Origin of the sequence: Haloarchaeobius lipolyticus, from assembly GCF_051208015.1 — an archaeon.
Taxonomy (GTDB): Archaea; Halobacteriota; Halobacteria; order Halobacteriales; family Natrialbaceae; genus Haloarchaeobius.
The window spans coordinates 238,194-263,474 of sequence record NZ_JBPKGF010000002.1 but is presented as its reverse complement, the minus strand read 5'-3'; the positions used below and the strand labels follow the sequence as shown (position 1 = coordinate 263,474).

25 protein-coding genes and 1 tRNA gene are annotated in these 25,281 nt (G+C 61.7%); 15 read left to right on the top strand and 11 right to left on the bottom strand.

Translation table 11 applies throughout. The annotated features are described in order from the left end of the window. Positions 1-50: 50 nt before the first annotated feature. From ACSC1Y_RS04320 to ACSC1Y_RS04310, 3 genes are all read right to left on the bottom strand, one after another. Positions 51-2,294, bottom strand: coding sequence for an amino acid permease (locus ACSC1Y_RS04320; protein WP_435333459.1), 2,244 nt, complete (start codon positions 2,292-2,294; stop codon positions 51-53). Continuing rightward, a complete protein-coding gene (locus ACSC1Y_RS04315) occupies positions 2,291-2,722 on the bottom strand; it encodes a universal stress protein (RefSeq protein WP_435333458.1) in 432 nt (143 codons plus the stop codon). Before ACSC1Y_RS04315 ends, ACSC1Y_RS04320 begins: the two co-directional genes overlap by 4 nt. Positions 2,723-2,851: 129 nt before the next feature. Further along, positions 2,852-3,250: a DUF7975 family protein gene (locus ACSC1Y_RS04310; protein WP_435333457.1), complete on the bottom strand. Its 399-nt coding sequence runs from the start codon at positions 3,248-3,250 to the stop codon at positions 2,852-2,854. A gap of 167 nt (positions 3,251-3,417) precedes the next feature. Here ACSC1Y_RS04310 and gcvT point away from each other — a divergent pair, with 167 nt between their 5' ends. Together gcvT and gcvH are read left to right on the top strand one after the other, a co-directional pair. Then, positions 3,418-4,518, top strand: a complete 1,101-nt coding sequence (gene gcvT, locus ACSC1Y_RS04305) for a glycine cleavage system aminomethyltransferase GcvT (protein ID WP_435333456.1) — start codon at positions 3,418-3,420, stop codon at positions 4,516-4,518. Further along, complete coding sequence (gene gcvH, locus ACSC1Y_RS04300) at positions 4,515-4,898, top strand: glycine cleavage system protein GcvH (protein ID WP_435333455.1); 384 nt, start codon at positions 4,515-4,517, stop codon at positions 4,896-4,898. Before gcvT ends, gcvH begins: the two co-directional genes overlap by 4 nt. A gap of 27 nt (positions 4,899-4,925) precedes the next feature. On the opposite strand, the gene ACSC1Y_RS04295 is transcribed toward gcvH, so the two are convergent. Further along, positions 4,926-5,234: a hypothetical protein gene (locus ACSC1Y_RS04295; RefSeq protein WP_435333454.1), complete on the bottom strand. Its 309-nt coding sequence runs from the start codon at positions 5,232-5,234 to the stop codon at positions 4,926-4,928. A gap of 296 nt (positions 5,235-5,530) precedes the next feature. On the opposite strand from ACSC1Y_RS04295, the gene gcvPA reads away from it, so the two are divergent. From gcvPA to ACSC1Y_RS04280, 3 genes are all read left to right on the top strand, one after another. Beyond that, entirely contained in the window at positions 5,531-6,868 is a 1,338-nt protein-coding gene (gene gcvPA, locus ACSC1Y_RS04290; RefSeq protein WP_435333453.1) for an aminomethyl-transferring glycine dehydrogenase subunit GcvPA, read from the top strand. Further along, a complete protein-coding gene (gene gcvPB, locus ACSC1Y_RS04285) occupies positions 6,865-8,283 on the top strand; it encodes an aminomethyl-transferring glycine dehydrogenase subunit GcvPB (protein ID WP_435333452.1) in 1,419 nt (472 codons plus the stop codon). Before gcvPA ends, gcvPB begins: the two co-directional genes overlap by 4 nt. Positions 8,284-8,539: 256 nt before the next feature. After that, entirely contained in the window at positions 8,540-9,193 is a 654-nt protein-coding gene (locus tag ACSC1Y_RS04280; RefSeq protein WP_435333451.1) for a DsbA family protein, read from the top strand. Between the two features lie 37 nt (positions 9,194-9,230). On the opposite strand, the gene ACSC1Y_RS04275 is transcribed toward ACSC1Y_RS04280, so the two are convergent. Further along, a complete protein-coding gene (locus tag ACSC1Y_RS04275) occupies positions 9,231-9,398 on the bottom strand; it encodes a DUF7838 family putative zinc beta-ribbon protein (RefSeq protein WP_435333450.1) in 168 nt (55 codons plus the stop codon). A gap of 303 nt (positions 9,399-9,701) precedes the next feature. On the opposite strand from ACSC1Y_RS04275, the gene ACSC1Y_RS04270 reads away from it, so the two are divergent. Together ACSC1Y_RS04270 and ACSC1Y_RS04265 are read left to right on the top strand one after the other, a co-directional pair. After that, entirely contained in the window at positions 9,702-10,235 is a 534-nt protein-coding gene (locus ACSC1Y_RS04270) for a cob(I)yrinic acid a,c-diamide adenosyltransferase (protein WP_435333449.1), read from the top strand. A 44-nt stretch (positions 10,236-10,279) separates the two neighbouring features. Next, a complete protein-coding gene (locus ACSC1Y_RS04265) occupies positions 10,280-10,843 on the top strand; it encodes a CAP domain-containing protein (RefSeq protein WP_435333448.1) in 564 nt (187 codons plus the stop codon). Between the two features lie 7 nt (positions 10,844-10,850). Here the strand turns inward: ACSC1Y_RS04265 and ACSC1Y_RS04260 are convergent, their stop codons facing one another. Beyond that, positions 10,851-11,798 carry an MBL fold metallo-hydrolase gene (locus ACSC1Y_RS04260; RefSeq protein ID WP_435333447.1) on the bottom strand — a complete coding sequence of 316 codons (948 nt, stop codon included), beginning with the start codon at positions 11,796-11,798 and terminating at the stop codon, positions 10,851-10,853. A gap of 319 nt (positions 11,799-12,117) precedes the next feature. Between ACSC1Y_RS04260 and ACSC1Y_RS04255 the strand changes: the two genes are divergently transcribed. From ACSC1Y_RS04255 to ACSC1Y_RS04230, 6 genes are all read left to right on the top strand, one after another. Then, entirely contained in the window at positions 12,118-12,378 is a 261-nt protein-coding gene (locus ACSC1Y_RS04255; RefSeq protein ID WP_435333446.1) for a DUF7553 family protein, read from the top strand. Between the two features lie 51 nt (positions 12,379-12,429). After that, positions 12,430-12,504, top strand: a tRNA-Val gene (locus ACSC1Y_RS04250). A 404-nt stretch (positions 12,505-12,908) separates the two neighbouring features. Beyond that, on the top strand, positions 12,909-13,226 hold the full coding sequence (locus ACSC1Y_RS04245) for a hypothetical protein (protein ID WP_435333445.1): 318 nt from the start codon (positions 12,909-12,911) through the stop codon (positions 13,224-13,226). 324 nt (positions 13,227-13,550) lie between these two features. Further along, positions 13,551-15,542: a type I restriction-modification system subunit M gene (locus ACSC1Y_RS04240; RefSeq protein WP_435333444.1), complete on the top strand. Its 1,992-nt coding sequence runs from the start codon at positions 13,551-13,553 to the stop codon at positions 15,540-15,542. 69 nt (positions 15,543-15,611) lie between these two features. Then, positions 15,612-16,880, top strand: coding sequence for a restriction endonuclease subunit S (locus ACSC1Y_RS04235; RefSeq protein WP_435333443.1), 1,269 nt, complete (start codon positions 15,612-15,614; stop codon positions 16,878-16,880). Further along, positions 16,877-19,846, top strand: coding sequence for a type I restriction endonuclease subunit R (locus tag ACSC1Y_RS04230; RefSeq protein ID WP_435333442.1), 2,970 nt, complete (start codon positions 16,877-16,879; stop codon positions 19,844-19,846). The genes ACSC1Y_RS04235 and ACSC1Y_RS04230 overlap by 4 nt, the downstream gene beginning before the upstream one ends. A 34-nt stretch (positions 19,847-19,880) precedes the next feature. Here ACSC1Y_RS04230 and ACSC1Y_RS16150 read toward each other — a convergent pair whose 3' ends face one another. Then, on the bottom strand, positions 19,881-20,246 hold the full coding sequence (locus ACSC1Y_RS16150) for a PD-(D/E)XK family putative nuclease (RefSeq protein ID WP_492772533.1): 366 nt from the start codon (positions 20,244-20,246) through the stop codon (positions 19,881-19,883). A 171-nt stretch (positions 20,247-20,417) separates the two neighbouring features. Between ACSC1Y_RS16150 and ACSC1Y_RS04225 the strand changes: the two genes are divergently transcribed. Further along, positions 20,418-21,758, top strand: coding sequence for a PQQ-binding-like beta-propeller repeat protein (locus ACSC1Y_RS04225; RefSeq protein ID WP_435333441.1), 1,341 nt, complete (start codon positions 20,418-20,420; stop codon positions 21,756-21,758). A gap of 88 nt (positions 21,759-21,846) precedes the next feature. On the opposite strand, the gene ACSC1Y_RS04220 is transcribed toward ACSC1Y_RS04225, so the two are convergent. Continuing rightward, a complete protein-coding gene (locus tag ACSC1Y_RS04220) occupies positions 21,847-22,152 on the bottom strand; it encodes a Sec-independent protein translocase subunit TatA/TatB (protein WP_435333440.1) in 306 nt (101 codons plus the stop codon). Positions 22,153-22,296: 144 nt separating this feature from the next. Between ACSC1Y_RS04220 and ACSC1Y_RS04215 the strand changes: the two genes are divergently transcribed. Then, positions 22,297-23,334: a DNA-methyltransferase gene (locus ACSC1Y_RS04215; protein WP_435334640.1), complete on the top strand. Its 1,038-nt coding sequence runs from the start codon at positions 22,297-22,299 to the stop codon at positions 23,332-23,334. Positions 23,335-23,408: 74 nt separating this feature from the next. On the opposite strand, the gene ACSC1Y_RS04210 is transcribed toward ACSC1Y_RS04215, so the two are convergent. The 3 genes from ACSC1Y_RS04210 to ACSC1Y_RS04200 form a co-directional block, all read right to left on the bottom strand. Beyond that, positions 23,409-24,011 carry a YIP1 family protein gene (locus ACSC1Y_RS04210; RefSeq protein WP_435333439.1) on the bottom strand — a complete coding sequence of 201 codons (603 nt, stop codon included), beginning with the start codon at positions 24,009-24,011 and terminating at the stop codon, positions 23,409-23,411. After that, positions 24,012-24,599 carry a thymidine kinase gene (locus ACSC1Y_RS04205; protein WP_435333438.1) on the bottom strand — a complete coding sequence of 196 codons (588 nt, stop codon included), beginning with the start codon at positions 24,597-24,599 and terminating at the stop codon, positions 24,012-24,014. It lies immediately after the preceding gene. Positions 24,600-24,679: 80 nt separating this feature from the next. Then, complete coding sequence (locus tag ACSC1Y_RS04200; RefSeq protein ID WP_435333437.1) at positions 24,680-25,261, bottom strand: NADPH-dependent FMN reductase; 582 nt, start codon at positions 25,259-25,261, stop codon at positions 24,680-24,682. Positions 25,262-25,281 lie beyond the last annotated feature (20 nt).

Genomic DNA, 25,281 nt, shown 5'->3' with positions numbered 1-25,281 from the left:
GCGGTTACCCAGCCCCGTCTCGGGGGCTGGAAGTCGAGTGGGAGACGCCGTTACTGGCGTCCGAACAGTCTCTGGCGAAGACTGGTCTTGCGCTCCTTCTCGGCGAGCAGGACCGAACAGTCGACGTCGTCGACCACGTCCATGACGAGCGAGCCGCGGAGCAGTCGGGACAGGAGGCCACGTTCGGTCGCACCGACCACGAGCATCGTGGCGTCGCGGGCGTGCCGTTCGATGGACTCCTCGACCTCGCCGCTGTCGTCCACGATGTACGTCGCGTCGGAGAGGCCGTGGTCGACCGCCCACTCGTCGAGGAACCGCTCTGCGTCTTCCTGACTCTCCTCCTTCGGCCGGCGGACGTACAGCAGTTCCACCTCGGACCCGTACTGCGACTGGAGCGACCGCGCCACGGCCGCGGAGAGGTCGGAGTCGGGACCGCCCGCGGTTGGCACGAGTATGCGCGACGGGTCGAAGCCGCGGTCCTTGAGCACGAGGAAGTCACACGGGACGTCCTGCGTGAGTTCGTCGACGCGAGACTCGGCACGGCCGTGGGAGTGTTTCCCCCAGCCCATGACGACGAGGTCCGCGTTGTGGGTCTTCGCCGCGTCGAACACCTCTTCGAACGACCGGTGTGAGAGGATGGTGTGCGTCTCGACGGGTACGTCGTAGGCCTCGGCGTCTATCCGGGCCTGCTCGAGCAGCGACCGAGAGTTCGCGTCGAGTTCGTCGATGTGGTCGCGGGCGTACGAGAGGGAGGTCTGGTCGGGGACCTGTACGATGTGGGTCGCGACGACCTTCCCTCCGCGCTGTTTGGCGATGGCGCTACCGAGGGAGATGAGGTCCTTCTCGTGTTCGGGGTTCGCGAGCGGGACCATCACCCGGTACTGGCCACCGTCGGGGGCGACCGAGTTGGCGGCGCTCACGGCGGAGTCGGGCATCTCGTCGGCCCGTGACAGAATCCAGTCCGAGAGTGCACCCTGCTCCGTCGTCTTCGTCCTGGCGTAGCCGATGTACCAGACCGCGGCGAACGCGACGAAACCGAGACCGAGCCACTGGACGGTGTCGGAGATGAAGTAGATGAGCGCGAACGAGGAGATGGCGCCCAGTATCGGCGTGAACGGGTAGAACGGAACCGTGTACGAGGGGTCGTAGTCCTCGACGTCTGCCTCGCGCATCACGATGAGCGCCAGGTTGAGCAGGCCGTAGATGATCAGGTGGAGGACGCTGCCGAGCTCGGCGAGCATGTTGATGGGTGCGACCACGATGAACGCGAGGATGAGCCCGCCGGTGATACCGATGGAACGGTACGGCGTCCCGAACCGGTCGTGAATCTCGTTGAGCGAGGGCGTGACGATGCGGTCACGACCCATCGCGAAGTTGATTCGCGACGAGGCGAGGATGCTCGCGTTCGCGCTGGAGGCGGTCGCGAGCAGGCCACCGAACAGCAGTGCGCCGGCCAGCAGACCGCCCTGGAGCGTGCGGCCAACCTCGACGACGGCGATCTTGTTCGGGTCCAGGTCGTTGATGAAGCCGGCCGGGACGGCGGCGCTCATCACGAACAGCACGAGCGCGTAGATGGCCGTGACGATGAGGACGCTGCCGATGACTGCGCGGGGCAGGTTCCGGTCGGGGTCCTTTATCTCCTCGGCGACGCTCGTGATCTGGACGAAGCCGAGGTAGGAGACGAAGATGAGTCCGGTCGTCTCCAGCATCGGGATGGTCCCGTTGCTCTCGGGCAGGTTCACGGGGTCGGCGCTGAGCGAGCCGATGGTCGTGAACACGGCGAGGATGGCGACGAGGATGACGACGATGACGTTCTGCAGCCGTCCGGTCTCCTTCGCCCCGACGTAGTTGACGAGGACGAACAGGGCCGCCCCGGACAGCGCGATGAGCTTGACCGACGGGACCGTGACGAGGCCACCGATGGCGTAGCCGTCGGCGAGGCCGGCGATGTTCCGGATGTACTCACCGAAGCCGACCATGTAGAATGCGGAGGCGAACGCGAGGCCCATCCAGTTCGACCAGCCGGCGACGGAGCCGAACAGCGGGCCGAGTGCGCGATTGACGTAGAAGTACGCGCCGCCGGACTTGGGCATCGCGGTGCCGAGTTCTGACGCGGAGAGCGCCGTCAGCATGGCGATAACGCCGCCCAGGACGAACGAACCGACCGCGAGCGAGCCCGCGTCGCTGATCGCCTGGCCTGGCAGGACGAAGATTCCCGCCCCGATCATCGTTCCGACCCCGATGGTCAGGGCGGCGAGCGGGCCGAGGTCCTTCGCGAGTTCCTCGTCGCTCATTCGTCACCTCCCGGCAGTGTGATGACGGGGCGGTTCGAATCCGTGACGATGTCGAGGGCGGTGTCGCCCGTCAGGAATCGGATGAACCGGCTCCCCTTCCGGGGGACGAAGACGATGGAAGAGGCGTTTATCTCCTCGGCGACTTCGAACACCGTCTCCGGGACGTCGGTTCCGTACGCGAGCCGAGTCTCGCAGTCGATGCCCGCCTCGGCACAGCGCTCACGGACGTGGTCGAACGCCACTTCGGCCTCTTCTTCGCGCTGTTCGACGGATGCTTTGTCGGGTGCTCCTCCGGCCTTCTCGATGACGTGGACGACGGTCAGTCGACACTCTTGGTCGAGATACGGCAGGAGGGAATCGAGCGTCTCGGCAGCGTCGTCGTCGTTCGCGACCGGGACGAGGGCGTGGGTGAGCAGGGAGTCAGACATCACCCACCACCCCCGCCGGGGACGGAGTAGTTGCATCGGTGCGATGGTTCGAGGACGGAATCCTCTCTAGACGAATGTCTCATGGCGGGCCATTGTGGCCCCCCGACCAAATAGTTCTCTTTCTCGGTTTCAGACTGCCGCAACCCAGAGCCGGTAGTCCTCCGGCCGCTCGAAGGCGTCCGTGAACACGCGGTCGACGAACTGGGCGACGCGTTCGTCGTCGGTCCTGATGGTGACCCTGGCGTGGGTTCCCTCCGCCTCTTCGGGACTGACCAGCTCGTCGATGGTGGCTGCCGGGAACTCACCACAGAGCGACTTCAGCCGGTCGAGCTCCTCGTCGGTGCAGTCGACGGCGACCGTTCCGTCGAAGAACTGCACCCACGGCGCGCCGTGACCGAGTTCGTCGTCGTCGGGTGCCGGGTCCGTCGTGAACTCGGCGAAGCCACTCGCCCGTTCGCGGTGGGCAGTGATGGCGTCGACGACGAGTTCCACACGGGCGTCCGGGTCGGCGGCATCGAAACGTGTCATGGGCACGTTCCACGGTTGGGTCGATTTGGTGTAGTCGCTTACGGTTTATCCAGGCTGGACGCCCGCAGGAGGCGTCTGGTTCCAACTACGGCGTCCGCGCTACTCGGTGCCGACCGCGGTCATCCTCGATACGAAAACATTACTGTCCGGCACGAGAGGGTCCGAGTATGGCCCTCAGGACACCGCCGTTGCGTGACCAACACGACGCAGCGGGCGCAAAGTTCACCGAGTTCGGCGGCTGGGACATGCCCGTCGAGTTCGAGGGTATCCGCGCCGAGCACGAGGCAGTTCGCACGGCTGCTGGCATCTTCGACGTGTCGCACATGGGCGAGATAGAGGTGTCAGGGCCCGACGCGACCGAACTGATGCAGCGGCTGACGACGAACGACGTCGAGCGACTCGACCCCGGCGACGCGCAGTACTCCTGTATCTGCCGTGACGACGGCGTCATCGTCGACGACACGGTCGTCTACCGCTACCCCGACGCGGCCGAACCGGTCTACCTGTTCGTGCCGAATGCTGGGCACAACGAGGAGATGCACTCGCGGTGGACCGACCACCGGGACGAGTGGGACCTCGACGCGACGGTCCACGACCGGACCGACGACTACGCCATGTTCGCGGTGCAGGGGCCGGACGCGGTCGGCATCGTCGACGAGGTCGCAGCGGCGGACGTGGCGGACCTGTCACGGTTCTCCTGCAGGCGGACCGACATCGCGGGGTCATCCTGCCTCGTCGCCCGGACGGGGTACACCGGCGAGGACGGCGTCGAACTCGTCGTCCCGTGGGACGACGCGGTCACCGTCTGGGAGACCTTCGACGAGGTCCAGCCCTGCGGCCTGGGTTCGCGCGATACGTTGCGGCTCGAGGCGGGGCTGCTCCTCTCCGGACAGGACTTCCACCCCGAGGACGAGCCGCGTAACCCCTACGAGGCAGGCATCGGCTTCACCGTCAAGCTCGACACCGAGTTCGTCGGGCGCGACGCACTCGCCCGCGTGAAGGAGGAGGGGGTCGACGAGAAACTCGTCGGCTTCCGCCTCACGGACCGCGGGGTCGCCCGGCACGGCTACGACATCACGAACACGGACGACATCGTCATCGGGACCGTCACGAGCGGGACGATGAGTCCGACCCTCGGCGACCCCATCGGCCTGGGCTACGTCCCGGTCGAGTACACCGACCCCGGCACCCGGCTCCGAATCGTCGTGCGTGGTCGGTCGAAGGACGCCGCCGTGGAATCAATCCCCTTCTACAAACGAGAACAATGAGCTTCGAGACACCTGACGACCGGAAGTACGAGGAATCGCACGAATGGATACTTGTCGACGGCGACACTGCTCGCATCGGCATCACCGACTTCGCACAGGACGAGCTGGGCGACGTCGTGTTCGTCGAGCTGCCCGGCGAGGGCGACGACATCGAACAGGGCGAGGCGTTCGGCGTCATCGAGTCCATCAAGGCGGTCTCCGACCTGTACGCGCCCGTCTCGGGCGAGGTCACGGACGTCAACGAGGAGCTGTTCGACGCGCCGGAGCTCGTCAACGATGACCCCTTCGGTGACGGCTGGATGCTGGAGGTCACACTCGCCGACGAGTCCGAGCTCGACGAGCTGCTGAGCGCCGACGAGTACAGCGACCAGGTCGCCTGAGGCGGCCAGTCCCTCTTCTGAGACCGACTACGAGCGGATCGGCTCGTCGACGAGCGTCCCGAGCGTCTCGAGGAACTCCTCCCGGTAGCGGTCGGTCGGCACCGTCTCGGCGTAGCCGGCGGACGCTCTGACGAAGACGGCGACGACCGTCTCGCCGTCGGCGCCCCATTCGGACGAGCCGAAGTCGACGACGACCTCGTGGTTCTGGTTCAGCCGGCGCGTCCTACCACACAGTCGGCTATCCCGCTCTGCGACGCGCTCGATGGGCTCGTACGCGTCCATCGCCCGCTCGACGAGCGTTCTGGCACGCGCCGATTCGACGGGGAGTGTTAACATGACTCCAGTATCTACTGGAACCGGCATATATCTCCTTCCCTAGAGGAATAGGTCGGGCCTACCTGTACCCCCAGCCGCAAGAGCGAGACGTGAACGGGCGGGTACCGACGCGAAACCAAACGTATCATACCCTCCCGCTCGAAAGCCACGAACGTTGTGACCACGACCATCGCCAACGACGGACGGTCGGTCCATACGAGTGGACCCCCGTCTGTCGGTCTCGGTCGGTCCACGCGGGGACCGGCGAGCGAGACGCGGCGACGGCTGGCACCCGTTCTTTCACCCTTTACGTACCCATGACCGGCAACCATACCACAGGCAGTCCATTCGCCCCACACACTCCGGTGGAGACGGCCGCGATGCTCGACGAACTGGGCGTCGACGACGAGGACGACCTCTTCGACATCCCCGAGAGCGTCCAGTTCGACGGCGAGTTCGGCATCGAGGCGCGCGACGAGCGAACCGTCCGGCGAGAAGTCGCCGCGACGCTCAACCGGAACGAGAACTTGACCGAGCTGCTCGGACGTGGCCACTACGGCCACTACGTCCCGTCGCTCGTCGACCACCTCTCGCTCCGGTCTGAGTTCCTGACCTCGTACACGCAGTACCAGCCCGAGATAACGCAGGGTTTCCTGCAGGCACTGTTCGAGTACCAGTCGATGCTGGTCGAGCTGACCGGCCTCGAGATCGCCAACTGTTCGATGTACGACGCGGCGACCGCGCTCGGCGAGGCCGCGACCCTTGCCGACCGCCTGCGCCAGACCTCGGGCACGCGCGTACTCGTCCCTACCCACCTCGCCGAGGGACGGCGGGAGGTCCTCGCCAACTACGTTTCGGGGACCGACCTCACCGTCGAGGAGTACCCGATGGACGACGGGAACGTCGACCAGGAGGCCCTCGCGGACCTCGTCGACGAGGAGACCGTCATGGTCTACGCCGAGAACCCGACGGTTCGCGGCTGCGTCGAAGAGGGACTCGAGGCGATCGGTGACCTCGCCCACGACCACGACGCACTGTTCACGCTCGGCACCGACCCCGTCTCGCTGGCACTCCTGCAGGAGCCTGCCAGCGTCGGCGCGGACGTCGTCGTCGGCCCCGCGGATGTCCTCGGGATGCCGACGAGCTACGGGATGGGTCTCGGGCTGTTCGCGACGCGCGAGGACTTCGTGCGGCAGGTACCAGGTCGTCTCGTCGGCGCGAGCGAAGACGCCGGTGGCAAACGGACCTACACGCTGACGCTCCAGACGCGCGAGCAACACATCCGCCGCGAGCGTGCGACCTCGAACATCTGTACGAACCAGGCGTGGGTCGCCCTGCGAGCCGCCATGCACGCGGGGATGCTCGGCCCGGACGGGTTGGCCGACCTGGCGAAGGATTCCGTGACGAGCGCAGCGACGCTGGCCGAGCGCATCACCGACATCGTCGGCGTGAAGGCGCCTGTCCACGACCGGCACCACGTCCGCGAGTTCGTCGCCCACACCGACCAGCCGGCACAGGCGGTCGCGAAGGACCTCGAGGCGAAGGGCTACGCGGTCCACGTTCTGGGGGAACACGAGATCCAGATCTGCGTGACGGGTCGGACGGACGCCGAGCTGGATGGCTTCGTCGAGACCCTCGCGGAGGTGGCGAAATGAGATACGACCAGGCACGCTGGACCCACGACGAAGAGCGGTTCGAACCGCTGCTTTCCGAGAAGCACACAAAGGAGGCGGACCTCGACGACTCGCCGCTCCCGGACGAACTCACGCGGGACTCGCTGGAGCTCCCCGACCTCTCCGAGCCGGAGCTCGCGCGTCACTACACCCGACTCTCCGAGATGAACTACGGCGTCGAGTCCGGACCGTACCCGCTCGGCTCCTGTACGATGAAGTACAATCCGAAGTTCACCGAGGACGTCGCTGCGCTTCCGTCGGCGGCAGTCCACCCGGACCGGTCACCCGAGACGGTGCAGGGAACCCTGAAGCTCCTGTACGACCTGCAGGACTACCTCGGTCGCATCGGCGGGATGGACGCCGTCACGCTCCAGCCCCCCGCGGGCGCGGCCGGTGAGTTCACCGGTGTCCTCGTCGCGAAGGCCTACCACGAACACAACGGCGAGGACCGTTCTGAGATCATCGTCCCGGAGAGCGCTCACGGGACGAACTTCGCGAGCGCAGCCCTCGCCGGCTTCGACGTCGTCGAACTGCCCGGCGGCGAGGACGGTCGCGTCGATCTCGACGCGCTCGAAGCCGCGCTATCCGAGGAGACCGCCCTCCTCATGCTGACGAACCCGAACACGCTCGGGCTGTTCGAGCGGGACATCGAGGAGATCGCCGAGATGGTCCACGACGCGGGCGGCCTGCTCTACTACGACGGTGCGAACCTGAACGCGCTGCTCGGTCAGGCTCGCCCGGGCGACATGGGCTTCGACATCATGCACTACAACGTCCACAAGACGTTCGCCACTCCCCACGGTGGAGGTGGCCCAGGGGCCGGTCCCGTCGGTGTCGTCGACAGACTCGCCGAGTTCCTGCCGCGCCCGCAGGTCACACAGGACGGCGACAAGTACGAGCTCGTCGACCCCGAGCACTCCGTCGGCAAGGTCCACGGCTACCTCGGCAACTGGCTCGTGCTCGTCAAGGCGTACGCCTACATCGCCCGGCTCGGTGACGAGGGACTGCACGACGCGAGTGCGAAGGCCGTGCTCAACGCGAACTACCTCGCCAGCCAGATCGAGTACGAGGTGCCCTACGGACCGTTCCACCACGAGTTCGTCGCCAGCGCGGGGGACCAGGATGCAGCAGACGTGGCGAAGCGCATGCTCGACTACGGCGTCCACCCGCCGACCACGAAGTGGCCCGAGATCGTCAGCGAGGCGCTGATGACCGAACCGACCGAGATCGAGAACATGGAGACGCTCGACCAGCTCGCCCACGCGTTCAACGCCGTGGCGAACGAGGACGACGAGACGCTCCACAACGCGCCGGAACGGACGACCGCCCGTCGCATCGACCAGACCTCGGCGGCACGCGACCTGCGGCTGTCGTGGCACGCGCTCGACGACGAGTAATCCCCGGCTACGACCCGTTTTCGCCTCCTACCGTACTCTCTTGCCTCCCGAGCGTCGGCTCTGCCGGTGCCGTCACTTTCAGAGAGTCTCGCCCGGCGAAGGCGCTGGCCGCCGGAGTCCCCGACGGAACGGGTGGCGATTCGCTCGGCACCCCAATTTGATATCGCGATATACGATTTATTCCGAGTGATAACCGGTCCGATTCCCCATCACGGCGCGGTTACACCTTATCTCGAAACCTCGCCTAGACGGTCGTATGACCGACCGCACAACTCGTCGACGTCTGCTCGCGGGCCTCGGCTGTGGAGTCGTCGCCTCGCTCTCGGGCTGTACGAACCTCGTGAACGCCACGTCGGACGGGAACCCGTCCGCCGACACGGTCGCGAAACTGGCGGTCCCCACGCTCGGCGTGGCCGACGCGCCGGTCACCCTGGCATCCTTCTCCGACTACCAGTGTGGCCACTGCAGCACATACCACGTCGAGACCGTCCCGCAGGTCTACGAGAAGTACATCGCGACGGGGAAGGTCCGCTACGAACAGCACGACTTCCCCCTCCCGTTGAACGAGTGGTCGTGGGACGTCCCGCTCGCGGCCAGAAGCGTCCAGGCGACCGCTGGCGATGAGGCGTTCTTCGAGTTCTCGAAGGGGGCGTTCGCGGCCCAGAAGGAGATGAGCTGGGAGACCATCCGCTCGCTCGCGCGCAAGGTGGGTGCGGACCCGGAGACCGTGGTCACGGACGCGAAGAACGCCACCTACTACGAGACGGTCGAGGCGGACAGAAAACTGGGTGAATCGCTCGGCGTCGAAGGAACGCCGACGTTCTTCGTGAACGGCCACCGGCTAGAGCCCGAGCAATCGTGGTGGTACACCGTGGATACCGGGTTGCAGGCTGCACTGCAGGAAGAGTAGGTGATCTCCGTCGCAACAATCCGCAGGTCGCTATCTCTCAGGCTTCGCTGGTGTCGACCGCGCCGTCGATCTTGACGAACCCGTAGTCGCACTCGGTGCAGTGCCACTTCATCTTCTTCCCGAGATGGACGTTCGTGCTCGCCGCCTTGTAGAACGTCTCCTCCTCTTCGCATGTGGGGCAGTAGTGTTCGATCTCCAGGGTCATACCTGCTGGTCCGTCGTGTGAGCACTTGATTCGTTCGGACCGTCGCCGTCGTCCCTGAGACCGTCCCCGTTCTCGGGTGGTTCGTGGTGCTCTGCCGCTTTCGACGGTCCTCCCACCGGACCTCCGGAAGATTTCGACGGAAGAACCGTTCTCTGGCCGGGTGGCGTAGGCGGTCCAGTTCGTTCTCCCAGTCCGGGATAAATCCTATAGCGCGATACAGAATATCTGTGGTTCGTTCAGTGCTCGTCCCTGCACGCCCCGCGTGCGACGCCAGTTAAGTGGCCGCCGGCCCAAGCAGCGCCCATGAAGATATACACGGGTCGAGGCGACGAGGGGATGACCGACCTTCAGGACATGTCTCGCGTCTCGAAGACGAGCCCACGCATCGAGGCGTACGGGACCGTCGACGAGTTGAATGCACTACTCGGAACGGTGCGACCGACCGGTCACGAGGACGTCGACGAGATACTCCAGGGCGTCCAGAACCACCTGCACATCGTCCAGGCCGACTTCGCGAATCCGGAGCCGGACGAGGACGACCCGGTCATCCGGAGGGAGCACGTCGAGCAGGTCGAGACGTGGATCGACGGCTACGACGACGAACTCGACCCGCTGACCTCGTTCATCCTGCCGACCGGCTCGGAGAAGGGCTCGAAACTCCATCACGCGCGTGCGGTCTGCCGCCGGGCGGAGCGACGGGCCGTGGGGATGGCGGCCGAAGATGCCGTGAACCAGGAGGCCATCCAGTACCTGAACCGGCTCTCCGACGGCCTGTTCGTGTGGGCCCGGGTCGTCAACAAACGTGACGGTGTTCCCGAAGAGAACCCCACTTACTGACGACCCACGGCGAATTTAATCCTGCTCGACACCTCATCTTCCACGTGAGTTCCCTGGCTCGAGTCCTGCTCGCCCTCGCAGCTGTCTCGCTCGTGATGTCGTTGAACCCGGCCTACCTCCCGGACCAGTCGCAGTTCGACGCCCCCCGCGCCGACCTCCACGAGACCCGTATCGAGGCCGCTATCCACGAACAGGTCAACGAGATTCGCGCCGAGCAGGGACTTCGGCCGCTGGTGTACGACGACGAGCTGGAGCAGATCGGACGGTACCATAGCGCCGACATGGCGCAGTCCGACTACGTCGGCCACGAGTCGCCACGCGGTGAGGGCGTACGCGACCGGTACGAGCGGTTCGACTACGACTGCCGCATCCGACTGCAGGGTTCGAACGTCATCCACGGCGGTGAGAACGTCTTCTTCATCAGGTTCGGTGGGGTCGATTACACGGACGAGGACATCGCGAACCGCGCCGTCGAGGGCTGGCTGAACTCGACCGGGCACCGCGAGAACCTGCTCGCAGACCACTGGTTCCGCCAGGGCGTCGGCGTAACGGTCCTCGAAGAGGAGACGGGAAACTTCTCCGTCTACGTCACCCAGAACTTCTGTTGAGCGGTCTTCAGACGGGCTCGTAGACCCACATCCCTCCGGCTTCGCGTCGGGCGACGTCGCCACGTTCTTCGAGGACGTCGAGGTGTCCGATCGCTTCGCTCATCCCGGAGAATTGCTCGGTCACGGGCAGGTCGTCGAACAGGCCGTGCATGACGTCGACCGCCGTCGTCGGCCCGTCGAGCAGTTCGAGGACGTCCCTGCTCCGGGACTCGTGTGCGGCGAGCATCTCCTCGATCCTGCCGGTTGGGTCGGTGATGGGTTCGCGATGACCCGGCAAGAGCAGGTCGTAACCGGCGTCACGCTGGCGCGCCAGCGACTCGTTGTACCGGGGCAGTACGCGCGGCCGGTCGGCACCAGCTTCCGGCGGCGGCTGGAGGAACGGGTTCGGCGTGATGTCCGGGAGGACGTTGTCCCCGACGACGCCGACGTAGTCGCCACCGTCGTCGTACGAGAAGGTCACCTCACCGGGGGCGTGTCCCTCGACGCGGGAGACGGTGACCGGCGTGTCGGCGACCGATATCTCGTCGCCGTCGGTCAGGACGCGGTCGGTCTCGACGCTCGGGGCGTACTGGAGGAACACCTCCGGGAGCTCGGTCACGGTTCTCGCGGTCGACCGGGCCATCCCGTTCGCCTCGAAGAAGTCGACGAAGTACGAGCGCTCGTACTCCCACCGGGAGGCGAAGTCGCCGATGAGGTCGGCACAGGGCTGGCTCGCGTAGACCTCGGCGCCGAGCTCGCGGAAGCGATGCGTGAGGCCGAAGTGGTCGGGATGCGGATGGGTGATGAGCACCCGCTCTACGTCCTCGGGACCGAGGTCCTGCGTCTCGAGCGCGGTGAGCAGCGACGACCACGCTTCCTCGCTGTCGGGACCCGGGTCGACGAGGGTCCGTCCGGCGAGGTAGGCGTTGACCGGACCCACCTGGAACGGGGTCGGGATGGGGAACCGCTGGAACATGACAGTCGATTCCCACCGCTGTGGGGTAAACCTGTGGGAGAAATCGGCCGACGAGTAGCAGGAGTTCGGGGACGCCCGCTGGTGATGCCCACGGTAGTCCCCGCTTCGCCGCACCTTCGACGGCGAATCGGACGGGTGCTATGGGAAGCGCCGGACCGTCGCGTTCGTCGCCGGCCGTGGTTTTAGGTGTGCCTAACAATTAGAAAAAGCCTGTGGTTTCGGCCGGCCTAAAAGTACCCTGAGTCCCGGGTACCGATGCTACCTCGCTGTAACCCGTCGTTGAGAAAGGGTTAAGCGCGTATCATGCCTATTGACAGCGATGAACAAGAACTTCGAAGACGCATACTACTACCTGAAGCGAGCGGCCAAGCACGCGAAAGTGGGCGTGAAAGAAGAGTTCGCCGTGGTCAAAGCGAAGGTGAACCAGCTCCGAGGCAAGGAGGTCGAACCCGAGCCCGCGCGTCTCGACCGCGTCAAGAAGGACCTGAAGGTGTTCGAGAAGAAGGCCGGCGGCAAGGTGAAGGAGAACGCCACCGTCGCCAAGCGCCGCATCTCGGACTACCGCAAGCAGAAGGCGTAGTCGAGAAAGCAATCCTTAAGTTCGCCAACCGGGTAGCCGATGGTATACCGCGGGTTGGTGGTCTAGTCCGGTTATGACACCTCCTTCACACGGAGGAAGTCGGCAGTTCAAATCTGCCCCAACCCATTTCTGACGACGTAACGCGACGAGCGATGCGAACGGCGAAGCCGTGAGCGGAGCGAGGAGCTTCGTCGTCAGAAATGGGGGACGGGCAGTTTGAACCAGCGAGCACCGCGAAGCGGTGCGAGTGAGGTTCAAATCTGCCCCAACCCGCCGTACCCTACGATATTCCGTAATCGTCGAGCGACTGCTACTGGACCATTCGCGAGGCACTGTCCGGGAGACTCGATGAAGTGGGTCAGCGGGAAGACCGAGGTCGTGAACGACATCCAGCGACGGCTGCTGCTCGACCGGATGTACGTGTAGGAGGCGAGGAGTTCGGACAGATGGTGAGGCGACGGTCGTCGACGTCGTCGACCGCCAGCGTGCAGCTGAGCGCAGTAGTGGCCCAGTAGCGACGCCGGTACATCGTGACGGCCGATGAGGTGGACACGCACTATCAGACGTGGCGTATCGAGTACGTTGCCAGCGACGAGCAGGAAGCGCGTCGTATCCTCCAGTCCGGTCGAGCCGCGTTCGAGGCCGAGACCGGTCGGCACAGTACGACCGGGATTCACGTCGTCGTCGAGATCGACGGTGTTCGCGAAGTCATCACCGACCTGGAGGGCTTTGCTTCGAGTACCGGGATTCGTGGTGTCCTCCAGAAGTACGGCAAGGAGTTCGACCGGGTTCGCGACGAGCTGGCCGAGTATTACGGCGGCACCGACTCGGACCACGAGCCCCGATAGCGGGGGACTGGAGAGTGGCAACACTCTCTCGACTCCTCTTTTTCGGCGTATTCTGCCCGTTTCAGCCCCTTCTGAGCCATGACCATGACCTCGGCGCGGGTAGGCCAGGGCACAGACCGTCGTGCCCTGGCCACCCGAACCGGAAACCGGAATTCCGGTTTCCCGTTAGAGCGTGTGGCTAAGGCGCACCTGTTGAAAGTACACAGCCGCCCTCGTGGCGGCGCACGCGAACTGCACCCCTGGGGGTGCGCGAAAAATTTCTACCACTGACTGACAGACAGCGTCCACATCACTTATGAGAATCAATTACGACCCGTGAGATAGATGGTCGACAATTTCAACGAGAAAGCTGACTTTATCTGGTCTATAGCGGACCTTCTTCGAGGAGATTACAAGCAGTCCGAGTATCAGAAAGTTATCCTCCCGCTCACTGTACTTCGGCGGCTCGACTGTGTGACTGAGCCGAATAAGGAAGAAGTGCTCGAAGAGTATGAGCAACTTCAGGATGCTGGTATTGAGAACGTGGCCCCGTCGCTGAAGCGAGCATCAGGCGAGAAGGTATACAACACGAGTGAGTTCACGTTCGAGAAGCTGTGCGACGATCCGGACTCTATCGCTGAAAACCTCCAGTACTACATCAACTCCTACGACGAGGAGACGAAGGAGATTTTCGACAAGTTCGATTTCGACCACCAGATTCAACGACTAGAAGACGCGGATTTACTCTACCAGGTAGTCAAACGGTTCGAGACACTTGACCTTCATCCCGACGAGGTTCCCAACGAGGAGATGGGATACATCTACGAGGAGCTCATCCGGAAGTTCAACGAACTCAGCAACGAGACGGCTGGTGAACACTTCACCCCGCGTGAGGTCATCGAACTGATGGTCAACCTCATTTTCGATGAGGATGACGATGCACTAACGCAGAAAGGAGCTGTACGGACTGTTTACGACCCCGCTTGTGGGACAGGGGGGATGCTGAGCGTTGCTGAGGACCACGTCCGAGATTTAAACGAAGCCGCCAAAATCCATGTCTTTGGGCAAGAGTTGAACCCCGAAACATACGCTATATGTAATTCAGATATGCTCATCAAGGGTCAGCAGCCCGAAAACATCGTCTACGGCAACTCATTCACTGCTGATGGATTCGCTGATCGGGAGTTTGATTATATGTTGTCAAACCCACCGTTCGGCGTATCGTGGAAAAAAGTAAAAGACCGGATTGAACGTGAGCATGAGGAGATGGGCTTTGGAGGCCGATTCGGGGCTGGGACCCCTCGAACAAGCGATGGTTCTCTTCTGTTCCTTCAACATATGCTCAGTAAAATGAAAGACCCCTCCGAAGGGGGATCGCGTATGGCCATCGTTTTTAATGGTTCTCCATTATTTACTGGCAGTGCGAACAGCGGTGAAGCAGCGATTCGGCGGTGGATTATTGAAAACGACTGGCTCGAAGCCATAGTTGGACTACCCGAAAACCTATTCTATAATACTGGTATCCCGACATTCATTTTAGTCCTCTCAAATCGCAAGCCAGAGCAACGCAAGGGGAAAATCCAACTAATCGATGCGCGAGAAATGTACGATGAGTTGAATAAAAACTTGGGTGATAAGAGCCACGAGATATCCGAAGAACACATCTCGGAGATAACCAATATATTTGGCGACTTAGAGGCCAATGGCCGTTCAAAGATTTTCCCAAATGAAGAGTTCGGATACCGACGTATCGTCATCGACCGCCCTCTACGTCTAAGCTTCAGAGCGACCTCAGAACGAATTAATGACTTGGATGAGGAGCGTGCATTCACTAACAGAGATGAAAAGAAACAAGAAGCGGTAAAAGATGCACTCTCCGAACTTCCGAGTGACAAAGTTTGGAACGACCGGGAAGTGTTCCTTCAGGAAGTAAATACCGTTTTTGAATCCGAAGGAATCAGCGTGACAAAGAGTGTAATTGGTAATATTGAGAACGCACTCGGTGAGCGTGACCCCGACGCCGAGATTTGTCGTGATAGTAACGGAAACCCGGAGTATGATACGAATCTTCGTGAGTACGAATTAGTGCCACTTGGGGAAGATCCATACGAATACTTCGAACGTGAGGTAAAGCCTTATGCCCCTCATGCATGGATTAATGAGGAGTCCAAGCGGTACGATGACAAAGACGGCGAGCTCGGTATAGTCGGATATGAAATTAATTTCAACCGATATTTTTACGAAAAAGAACAGACGCGCCAAGTGGGTGAAATTGACGCAGACATCCAATCACTTGAAAGAGAAATTAGAGAACTACTGACGGAGGTGAGTAAATAATGGAATTATATACGCTTCGAAGGAATCTAACAGCCGAGAGATTGATTTGTGGGGTGGAAAATGAGTAACATGGATGATGAGGTTCGTTCCCGAAGACGCTGGTTACCTGAGCTACCAGAAGACTGGGACTCGATATCTTTAAAATATTGTATGGACTGCCTTGATGGGGATCGCGTTCCATTAAATTCAACTGAACGTTCAGAGAGGCAAGGAGAGATTCCGTATTGGGGTGCAGGTGGAGTAGTGGACCATATTGACGAGTGGATATTTGACGAACCACTCATTCTGTTAGGCGAAGATGGAGCCCCTTTTGACGACCTGCATCGCCCTGTAGCTCATTACGTGAACGAAAAAGTATGGGTGAATAATCATATTCACGTTCTCCGGGCAAGGAAGAATTACGATGAAAAATTCCTTTGTTATGCCCTAAACTCGGTGGATTACCATCCGTTTCTTAGTGGGAGTACTCGTGATAAGCTTACCCAGGCCGACATGAAGGAGATACCTCTCCCAATTCCTCCGATACCTGTTCAACGCAGAATTGCTAGATTTCTAGACGAGAATACCAAGGAGATCGACGTACTCATTGATAAAAAGCAGAGATTGCTTGACTTACTTGATGAAAAGAAAGAAGCGATAATTGTTGAGTCAGTGACTGGTGGGTTAGATGAACAGACACTTCTTAAAGATTCTGGGATTCCAACCATTGGGAAAATTCCATCGCACTGGAGAGTGGTTCCCAACCGAGCAGTGTTCCAGGAAATTGACAATAAATCGGAAACTGGGGAGGGAGAACTATTGACTGTTTCTCATAAAACTGGTGTCACTCTACGGACAGAAAAAGACGTAAATATGTTTGAGGCAGATTCTTTGGAGGGATATAAATGGGCTAATCAGGGAGATCTAGTAATCAATACAATGTGGGCATGGATGGGCGCTGTCGGGTCAGCTCCCCAGCGAGGGTTAGTTAGTCCCTCATACCACGTGTATCGACCGAACGAGCTGATGAATCCAGAATATGCCGACTATCTCTACCGAACTCCACCATACGTTACGCAGATGGAGAGATTTTCTAAAGGCGTATGGAAGTCTAGAAGTCGACTATATCCTGATGAATTCCTTCGCATGGACACGGTTTTGCCACCAATTGACGAGCAAAAGGAGATTGTAGATAAAATCAACACCGAAGTCAATGATATTGATGAGTTACATGGAAAGGTTGAGAAATCAATAGATTTGCTTCGTGAAAAGCGACAATCTATGATAACCAAGGCCGTCACGGGGCAAATTAATTTAAGTGAATGGCAGTCCACTGACAAGCAAGAAGTCGCTCAATGACCCCGAAAATACACGACGAGGAAAGCTTCGAGAAAAACATCGAAACTTGTCTGGTTGAACAAGGCGGCTACGAAAGGGTCCCTCACGAAGAGTTCGACCGCCAAAGAGGCATCTTCCCAGATGTCATCGTTTCGTTTGTCAAGGAGACTCAACCTAACAAATGGGATAAATTGGAAACGGCGTACAAGGGAAATGCCCGGAAGCGGTTCCTTCAGGACCTTACCAGTGCGCTTGAAGGTCGAGGGACACTCGAACTGCTCCGTCACGGCCTCAGGACGACGGGCACCAAAATCGACCTAGCAGCATTCAAGCCAAACACCGGGCTTAATCCAGAAGTCCAGCGTCGTTACGAGGCAAACCGCCTGGGAGTCACACGCCAACTGTACTACTCAACAACTGACCCAAACAAGAGTATCGACCTCGCTTTGAGTATCAACGGGATTCCAGTCGCCACCGGGGAGTTGAAAAACAAGTCAACGGATCAGAGCATCAAGGACGCGAAGAGACAGTATGAGAACGACCGCGACCCCGGCGAACCGGTACTGAAGTTCAAGCGAGGTGCGTTAGTTCATTTCGCCATCGACCAGCATGAGATCGAATACACCACCAAGCTGGACGGTGAAGATACCTACTTCCTCCCGTTCAACAAGGGTCACGAGGGCGGGCGTGGAAACCCACCTCGCGAAGAGAGCCACCGAACTGCGTATCTGTGGGAAGAAGTGTGGGAGAAGGACAGCTGGATGGACATAATTCAGCGGTTCATCCACATCGACGTTGAGGAGATCAGGAAAGACGGTGTGAAGGTCGATGAGAAGGAGACGATGATTTTCCCGCGGTATCACCAGCTGGAGTGCGTTCGGAAGCTGGTCGCGAGTGCGCGGGAGAACGGCGCAGGTGAGGATTACCTGGTCCAACACTCAACCGGCAGCGGGAAGAGCAAGTCTATCGCTTGGCTCGTCCACCGCCTTGTCTCACTCCACGACGATGACGACGACTCAGTCTTCGATGGCGTTGTCGTCGTCACAGACCGGACGGTACTCGACGAACAGCTCCGGAACACCATCTACGAACTTGACCACAGGACTGGTGTCGTCGAAGCAATCAAGGGAGACCAAGGCTCGAAATCTCAGGAACTTGCTGAGGCGCTCGAAGACGGGAAGCCCGTCATCATCACCACGCTCCAGACGTTCCCCTACGTCATCGAGCACACACAGGGGCTACCAGAACGGGATTACGCGGTTGTCGTCGACGAGGCGCATAGCAGCCAGACCGGTGAGATGGCTAAGGAGATGAAGCAAATTCTCTCGGGGCAGAACGTCGAAGAGGACGACGACTGGGAAGATCTACTCGCAAAAAGCGCGAAAGCTCGCGGTAGCCAGGAGAACCTCAGCTTCTTCGCTTTCACCGCGACACCGAAGGGGAAGACGCTGGAAGCTTTTGGGCACAAACCCGAGGGGAGCGACAAGCCGGAACCCTTCCATCTCTACTCGATGCGCCAGGCCATCGAGGAAGGATTCATTCTGGACGCACTCAAGCACTACACGACCTACGACACCTTCTACAATATCGCGAAGGTCATCGAGGAGGACCCACAGGTTCCACAAAAGAAGGCGGTAAAGGCTGTTTCGCGGTTTCTTAAGCTGCATCCTCACAATATCTCACAGAAGGTCGAGATCATCGTCGAACACTTTCGCAATCACACCCAGCACAAGATCGGTGGAAAGGCGAAAGCGATGGTCGTTACTTCCTCGCGAGTACACGCCGTTCGCTACAAGAACGCCATCGACGACTACATCGAAAAGAACGACTATGACCTCAGCGCGCTGGTCGCCTTTAGCGGAACCGTCGAAGACGACGGGTTCGAATACACTGAGAAGGGAATGAACGACGGTATCAAAGAGTCTGAGCTTCCCAATCGGTTCGACACGTCCGAGTATCAGGTCCTCGTCGTCGCTGATAAGTACCAGACTGGATTCGACCAGCCTCTGCTCCACACAATGTACGTCGACAAGAAGCTCTCTGGCGTAAAAGCCGTCCAGACACTCTCTAGACTGAACCGGACTCATCCTGGAAAAGAGGACACGTTTGTCCTCGACTTTGAGAACGACAAAGAGGATATCTACGACGCGTTCCAGCCCTACTACGAGAAGACCACCGTAGAGGAGTCAACCGATCCGCAGCACATCTACCAGCTCGAAAGTGAACTCAATGCGTTCCAGATATACTCGCAACAGCAGGTAGACCAGTTTGCAGAGGCGTTCTTCAGCCCCAATAACAGGGGAACTGAACAGGCCCATGCGAAGCTAAGTAGTCTCATCCAGCCTGCGCGTGACAAGTTCATGGTTGCCGATGAGGAGACGCAAGACGAGTTCCGTTCTAAGCTTCGGTCCTTCTTGCGTCTGTATAAATTCCAGTCACAGGTGGTCGCATATGATGATACCACGCTGGAGAAGCTCTACACATTCGGTCGGTTCCTCTACAAAGAACTCCCGAGAGACTCACAAGACCCGCGCGTAGAGTTCAACGACGAACTCGCACTGCAATACTATAGGCTGGAGAAATCCGACGAGGGTGAAATCGAATTGGACTCCACTGGCGGAGAGGTGTCTGTCCCGACGCAGACTGGCACGGGAGGAAAAGATGACGAAGAAGTTGAACTCTCTACTATCGTCGACAAGATCAACGAGAAGCTTGGGACCGACTTCACCGAAGCAGACCAGCTTTTCCTTGACCAGATCAAAGAAGACGCGCTCGAAAATGACGACCTCCGCCAAACGGCCCGAGTGAGCAGTAGAGAGAACTTCGCTCTCGAATTCGATGACATCCTCACGAATATGTTCATCGACCGTCGAAAGAAGAATCAGGAACTCTTCGCGAAATTCATGGACAACGAGGAGGTTCAAGAAGTGATTACGAAGCACCTGCGCCAGCAGGTATACGAAGCGAGCCAGACCGCAGATAGCTGATTCTAAGCTTGGTTTAGGGTAGCTTTCCAGATTTTCACACCACTCGGGACACATCGACCTTGGCCTTCCGGCTACTTCGATGACCACCCGTCTCTGACCACCGCATCAGCGGCATCTTACTCGCCTGCCGCAACCTCACTTCGATAATCCGCGCACTTGACCATGACCTCCGATACGGTGCAAAAGCGTACCAGCCACCAGATCGTCTCAGCTTCCGATGTGCCTCCTCGTAAATCTGGAAGTAGCCCGTCGAATCTACGTCGCACGCCTTGATTTCGACGGGCGTCCCGTTTTGAAAGACGGCATCGTGCCAGTAGCACCGAGCAGGCTCCAGATTCCGCTTCTCGATTACGTAGTGCTCGGCGGCGGTCCCGTACTGGTTGGCCTTGTGCGAGCGCATCTACCGACCAGCCTCCCTCGCGCGTCGCGCGGTGATATATCGACGCCCCTCGGCGATGCGCGGCTCTTCAGCCCTCGTCTCCCACCCGTCGACGCCTCACTCCCGACGCCGCCCGAAAAATCTATTTCACCCAACACGAAGCTTATTCCACACACCCGTCAATTTCCGGTCATGCCCTCCAGACGAACGTTCCTCGCAGGCGCAGCGGTCCTGCTCGGGGGATGTACGACGGATACCGACCAGGGGCCGAACAGTCAGCAGAAACGGACGAGCTCGACCGGCACGGGGAACCGCGGAACGACCGGCCCCGGAACCGAGCCGCCGACGGGAGAGACCGTCCAGTGGCGGTTCGACGCCGGCGGGCCGATAAGCGAACGGCTCGTCGTCGCCGACGGGACCGTCTTCGTGGCCGGCGGCGCGAACGGGAACGGCGACCCGCCGAGCGGGTCGCACATCCGGCCGAAGACGGGCCAGAACCTCTACGCGCTCGGGACCGACGGAAGCGAGCGGTGGCGGTTCGAGGCCGACGCCGGCGTGTTCGAGCCGACGGTGGCCGAGTCGGGCGTCTACGTCGCGACCGGCTGGAACGCCGGGACCCACGGGGTCGACCAGCGGGTGGTCCGCGTCGAGGGAGGCGAGTCGCGGTGGCAGACCGAGAAGACGGGCAGCTATCTCTCGCTCCTGGCTACCGAGGGCGACAGGGTGTTCGTCTGCACCGGTGACGACGCCATCGGGATGTCGGGCGAGTCGATGTTCGCGCTCGACGGTGACGGCACCGAGGCGTGGCGCATGGAGTCGGGCGACGTCCGCGACGCGACCCTCCACGAGGGGAACCTCGTCTACTCCGTCGCCAACAGCGTGACGACGATGATCTCTGCGGCGGACGGCGAGACGGTCTGGACCCATCCGGGTGCGCCGGTCGGCGGCGAACCGGAGCTCGGGGACGGGCTGCTCCTCCTCGATGCCGTCGAACAGGACGGGAACGGTGACTACCCCGTCCTCGGGGTCGACCCGTCCGACGGGACCGAGCGCTGGCGGTACGCCAGCGACGAGGGCGACGAGGGGCCGTTCGTCTGCCCCGGCGGCGTCATCGACGGCGGACAGGTCGTCGGTACCGAGTACGGTGGACTCCTGTTCGGGCTCGACGCCACCGACGGCGCAGAGCAGTGGACCTACCCGGTCTCGGGTGAGACTCGCGACGCGCCGGCGGTGACGGCCGACACGGCGTTCGTCACTGGGATGGACGGGTCGCTCCACGCCGTGAACCGAGAGACCGGTGAGAGGCGCTGGCAGTCGTCGATAACCGGCATCCCACGAGGCGTCGCGACGACCGGTGATTCGGTCGTCGTCTGGACCAGCGGGAAGTCCGTGCCCGGCGTGTACGCGTTCGGTCCGGACGGGAGCGAGCGCTGGTCGTTCCGGTACGACGGGAGTCTCGGTCAGCCCGTCGTCGCCGAGTCGGGCGTCTACGTCGCCACGAGGAGCGGCTACGTCGTCAGGCTCGGGCGGTAGGGGAGGTATCGTGTCGAGACAAGGTGCGTGAGAGATCTCTCGCGAGCAGCTTCCGGAAAAATCGGCCGCCGGTCGTCCCGAGGTCGGTTCAGGCCGGCGACGCGTCGGTGTCGTCGGTCTCGGTCTCGAGTTCGGCCTCGACCTCTTCGGTCGTCACGGGCTCGTCGTCGACCGTGGTGCTGGTGCTGGGAGTGACGCTCTCCGTCGCCTTCGTCCGGGCCTCCTCCAGCTCCTGTTCGATCTCTTCTCGACCCTTCTGGAACTCACCCATCGCTTCACCGCTCGCTCGTGCCAGCTTCGGCAGTTTGTCCGCACCGAAGAGGAGTATCACGAGGAGGAAGATGACGATGAGTTCTGGGCCGCCAATTCCCCCGATGAATAGCGGTACTGTCATAATCCTATCACCGATTAGTATGCTGGGAGAGATTATAAGCATATTGCGAATGTGATAGCTTTCCTGTCGATTCGGGGCACGGGTGTGCGGCGTGATGCACAGGTTTAGGTGATGCTCCCTGTAAGGGGGAGAATGACCGACGAGATGGAGGGTGAACACGTCTGTGTGGTAGGTGACGCACGCGACATGGCCAGCGTCGACGACGGCGAGATCGACCTGGTGGTCACGTCGCCGCCGTACCCGATGATAGAGATGTGGGACGACGCCTTCGCCTCGTTGAACCCCGCTATCGCAGACGCACTGGAAGATGGCGATGCGGACCGGGCGTTCGACCTGATGCACGAGGAGCTCGCGGCCGTCTGGGCGGAGCTGGCGCGGGTCGTCCGCTCCGGCGGTATCGTCTGCCTGAACGTCGGCGATGCCACCCGGAGCGTCGACGGTTCCTTCTCGCAGTTCCCCAACCACGCCCGGGTCGTCGAGCACATGACCGACCTCGGCTTCCGACCGCTACCGGACGTGCTCTGGCGCAAGCCCACGAACAAGGCGAGCAAGTTCATGGGGTCGGGGATGCTCCCGACGAACGCCTACGTGACCCTCGAACACGAGTACATCCTCGTCTTCCGCAAGGGTGGGGAGACTCGCCAGTTCGAGCCGGGCTGTGAACGACGGTACGAGAGCGCCTACTTCTGGGAGGAGCGGAACGAGTGGTTCTCGGACGTCTGGACCGACATCGCGGGCACGCTCCAGCGGTTCGACAGCGGCGACGCCCGGAACCGGTCGGCCGCATACCCGGTCGAGATACCCTACCGGCTCATCAACATGTACTCCGTCTACGGCGACACCGTCCTCGACCCGTTCTGGGGGACGGGGACGACGACGCTCGCGGCGATGCTGGCTGGCCGCGACTCGGTCGGCGTCGAACTCGACCCCGACGTGGCCGCGAGTTTCGACGACCGACTCGAGGACCTCCCGGCTCGCTCGGAAGCCCTGGTCGATGGGCGACTCGAGCGCCACCGCGAGTTCGTCGAACGGCGGCAGGAGTCAGGCGACGACGTCGGGTACGAGGCAGAACACTACGACTTCCCGGTCGTGACGAAGATGGAGCGAGAGATACGGTTCTACGAGGCGGAGACGGTCGAGGAGACCGATTCCGGCTACAGGGTCACCTACCAACCTCGCTGAATCGGACGCTGATTCTGGAACCCGAGAAGGAGAAGACGGGCCGGCGTGAATCTGTCACGCCCGTTCGGATGCGGTCAGATGATGTACCACTGCCGCAGGAGGACGCCGATGGCGTCGAACGCCCGGAACCCCAGGCCGAAGACGAGACTGGCCGGAATGGCACCCAGGACCGCCGCCCGCTTCCAGGTGAGCCCGTGGACGGTCGAGAGGCCGACGACGACGAGGATACCACCCCAGAGACCGAGGACCGCCCGGAGCCGCGGGTCCGGTATCCCCGAGAGGAGACAGGGTGCGGTCGCGTAGCCGAGCAACTGGACCGTCTCGCTCACGCCTCGCCGCTCGCCTGCGAACGGAATCAACAGCAGCGTCTGGAGGGCCGCGACGAGGTGCAGGGTGGCCGGCGTCACGAACAGCACCGCCAGCGCCAGCCACAGCACGGCAGAGAGCGTGGCGTTCCCGGCGACGACCGGGTACGCGCCCTCGACGAGCGTGAAACGGATAGCCTCCTCGACGAGGACGACCACCATCGCGAAGACGAGCCCGGGGGCCTGGTCGCCCGGTGCGATTCCGGTCCGGAAGAACCGCCGGGGACGGACCAGCACTTCGACCCACGCCCGGGCGAGTGCGACCGGGCCGCGGTCACGACCCCCGGTGGGGTCTTCGGTCCACTGGGTCATCTACTCGCTCCGGATGGTGTGACAGCTCCGACAGCGCGCCTCGTAGGATTCCTCTGCGCCCACCAGCGTGGTCGGGTCGTCACGGTGGGCGGGCTCGCCGTCGACGAGTCGCTGGTTCCGGGTCGCGGGCTCGCCGCACTCGACGCAGATGGCCTGGAGCTTCTCGACGTACTCCGCCATCGCCATGAGCTGGGGAACCGGCTCGTACGGTTCGCCGCGGAAAGTCTGGTCCAGTCCCGAGACGATGACCCGGCGGCCGTCGTCGGCGAGGTGTTCGCACAGGTCGACGAGCGACGGCTCGAAGAAGTTCGCCTCGTCGATGGCGACGACCTGTTCGCCGTTCAGGTGGTCGAGGACCTCCCACACGTCCTCGCCCTCGGACTCGACGGGGACGGCCTCCCACGACCGGCCACCGTGCGAGCCGATGACCTCCTCACCGTAGCGGTGGTCGAGCTTGGGTGTGAACACTGCGACCTCCTGCCCGGCGATCTCGGCCCGACGGAGGCGACGGAGCAGCTCCTCGGTCTTCCCCGAGAACATACTGCCCGTGATGACCTCGATCCACCCACTGTTCGTGATGGCGTGCATAGGTTCACTGCCACGATGGACCCCCAAAACGGTTGCTCATCGTCACGACGCTCGCGGACTGGCGACTCGTGTCTGGTCTCTCAGTCGCCGGCACCGACGTTCTCGCGGCTCTCGAACGAGTCCGGGTCGGGTTCGATGTTCGCGTACTGGACTGCCCGTACTCCGAGGGTCCTGACCCGGTCCTCGAGTCCGCTGTCGAGGAACGCCCCCTCGTCGATAGCAGCGTGCGCCGACGGAATCGCGGCCTGGTGCGGGATGACCCAGGCGTTCAGCGACCGGCAGACCGAACGGAGGTGTTCGAGCGCGGTCACGGGGAAACTCCCACCAGAGACGGCGAGCAGGCCGACGGTCTTGTCCTCGAACTCGTCGAAACCGCAGTAGTCGAGGGCGGTCTTGAGCGGCGAGGAGTACGAACCGTGGTACATCGGCGTCCCCAGGATGACGGCGTCGGCGGCACGGACTGCGGCAGTGAGCTCTGGTGCGTCGCCCGCCTCGTCGTCGTCGGCATCGAAGACCGGCAGGTCGAGGGTGCGAAGGTCGACCAGCTCGGTCGTCGCGCCTACGTCCGCCGCTGCCGAGAGCGCCGTCTCGAGTGCGATTCGCGTGTAGCTTTTGTCCCGGAGACTCCCACAGAGGGCGATGACGTGCGTATCGTCGGTCACGGCGGGACCGACGGGGCGAT

What these genes read in the sequence shown, in the direction of transcription:
- ACSC1Y_RS04320 (WP_435333459.1), bottom strand. Translation starts at nt 2,294, where the DNA reads ATGAGCGACGAGGAACTCGCGAAGGACCTCGGCCCGCTCGCCGCCCTG.
- ACSC1Y_RS04315 (WP_435333458.1), bottom strand. Translation starts at nt 2,722, where the DNA reads ATGTCTGACTCCCTGCTCACCCACGCCCTCGTCCCGGTCGCGAACGAC.
- ACSC1Y_RS04310 (WP_435333457.1), bottom strand. Translation starts at nt 3,250, where the DNA reads ATGACACGTTTCGATGCCGCCGACCCGGACGCCCGTGTGGAACTCGTC.
- gcvT (WP_435333456.1), top strand. Translation starts at nt 3,418, where the DNA reads ATGGCCCTCAGGACACCGCCGTTGCGTGACCAACACGACGCAGCGGGC.
- gcvH (WP_435333455.1), top strand. Translation starts at nt 4,515, where the DNA reads ATGAGCTTCGAGACACCTGACGACCGGAAGTACGAGGAATCGCACGAA.
- ACSC1Y_RS04295 (WP_435333454.1), bottom strand. Translation starts at nt 5,234, where the DNA reads ATGTTAACACTCCCCGTCGAATCGGCGCGTGCCAGAACGCTCGTCGAG.
- gcvPA (WP_435333453.1), top strand. Translation starts at nt 5,531, where the DNA reads ATGACCGGCAACCATACCACAGGCAGTCCATTCGCCCCACACACTCCG.
- gcvPB (WP_435333452.1), top strand. Translation starts at nt 6,865, where the DNA reads ATGAGATACGACCAGGCACGCTGGACCCACGACGAAGAGCGGTTCGAA.
- ACSC1Y_RS04280 (WP_435333451.1), top strand. Translation starts at nt 8,540, where the DNA reads ATGACCGACCGCACAACTCGTCGACGTCTGCTCGCGGGCCTCGGCTGT.
- ACSC1Y_RS04275 (WP_435333450.1), bottom strand. Translation starts at nt 9,398, where the DNA reads ATGACCCTGGAGATCGAACACTACTGCCCCACATGCGAAGAGGAGGAG.
- ACSC1Y_RS04270 (WP_435333449.1), top strand. Translation starts at nt 9,702, where the DNA reads ATGAAGATATACACGGGTCGAGGCGACGAGGGGATGACCGACCTTCAG.
- ACSC1Y_RS04260 (WP_435333447.1), bottom strand. Translation starts at nt 11,798, where the DNA reads ATGTTCCAGCGGTTCCCCATCCCGACCCCGTTCCAGGTGGGTCCGGTC.
- ACSC1Y_RS04255 (WP_435333446.1), top strand. Translation starts at nt 12,118, where the DNA reads ATGAACAAGAACTTCGAAGACGCATACTACTACCTGAAGCGAGCGGCC.
- ACSC1Y_RS04240 (WP_435333444.1), top strand. Translation starts at nt 13,551, where the DNA reads ATGGTCGACAATTTCAACGAGAAAGCTGACTTTATCTGGTCTATAGCG.
- ACSC1Y_RS04235 (WP_435333443.1), top strand. Translation starts at nt 15,612, where the DNA reads ATGGATGATGAGGTTCGTTCCCGAAGACGCTGGTTACCTGAGCTACCA.
- ACSC1Y_RS04230 (WP_435333442.1), top strand. Translation starts at nt 16,877, where the DNA reads ATGACCCCGAAAATACACGACGAGGAAAGCTTCGAGAAAAACATCGAA.
- ACSC1Y_RS16150 (WP_492772533.1), bottom strand. Translation starts at nt 20,246, where the DNA reads ATGCGCTCGCACAAGGCCAACCAGTACGGGACCGCCGCCGAGCACTAC.
- ACSC1Y_RS04225 (WP_435333441.1), top strand. Translation starts at nt 20,418, where the DNA reads ATGCCCTCCAGACGAACGTTCCTCGCAGGCGCAGCGGTCCTGCTCGGG.
- ACSC1Y_RS04220 (WP_435333440.1), bottom strand. Translation starts at nt 22,152, where the DNA reads ATGACAGTACCGCTATTCATCGGGGGAATTGGCGGCCCAGAACTCATC.
- ACSC1Y_RS04215 (WP_435334640.1), top strand. Translation starts at nt 22,297, where the DNA reads ATGGAGGGTGAACACGTCTGTGTGGTAGGTGACGCACGCGACATGGCC.
- ACSC1Y_RS04210 (WP_435333439.1), bottom strand. Translation starts at nt 24,011, where the DNA reads ATGACCCAGTGGACCGAAGACCCCACCGGGGGTCGTGACCGCGGCCCG.
- ACSC1Y_RS04205 (WP_435333438.1), bottom strand. Translation starts at nt 24,599, where the DNA reads ATGCACGCCATCACGAACAGTGGGTGGATCGAGGTCATCACGGGCAGT.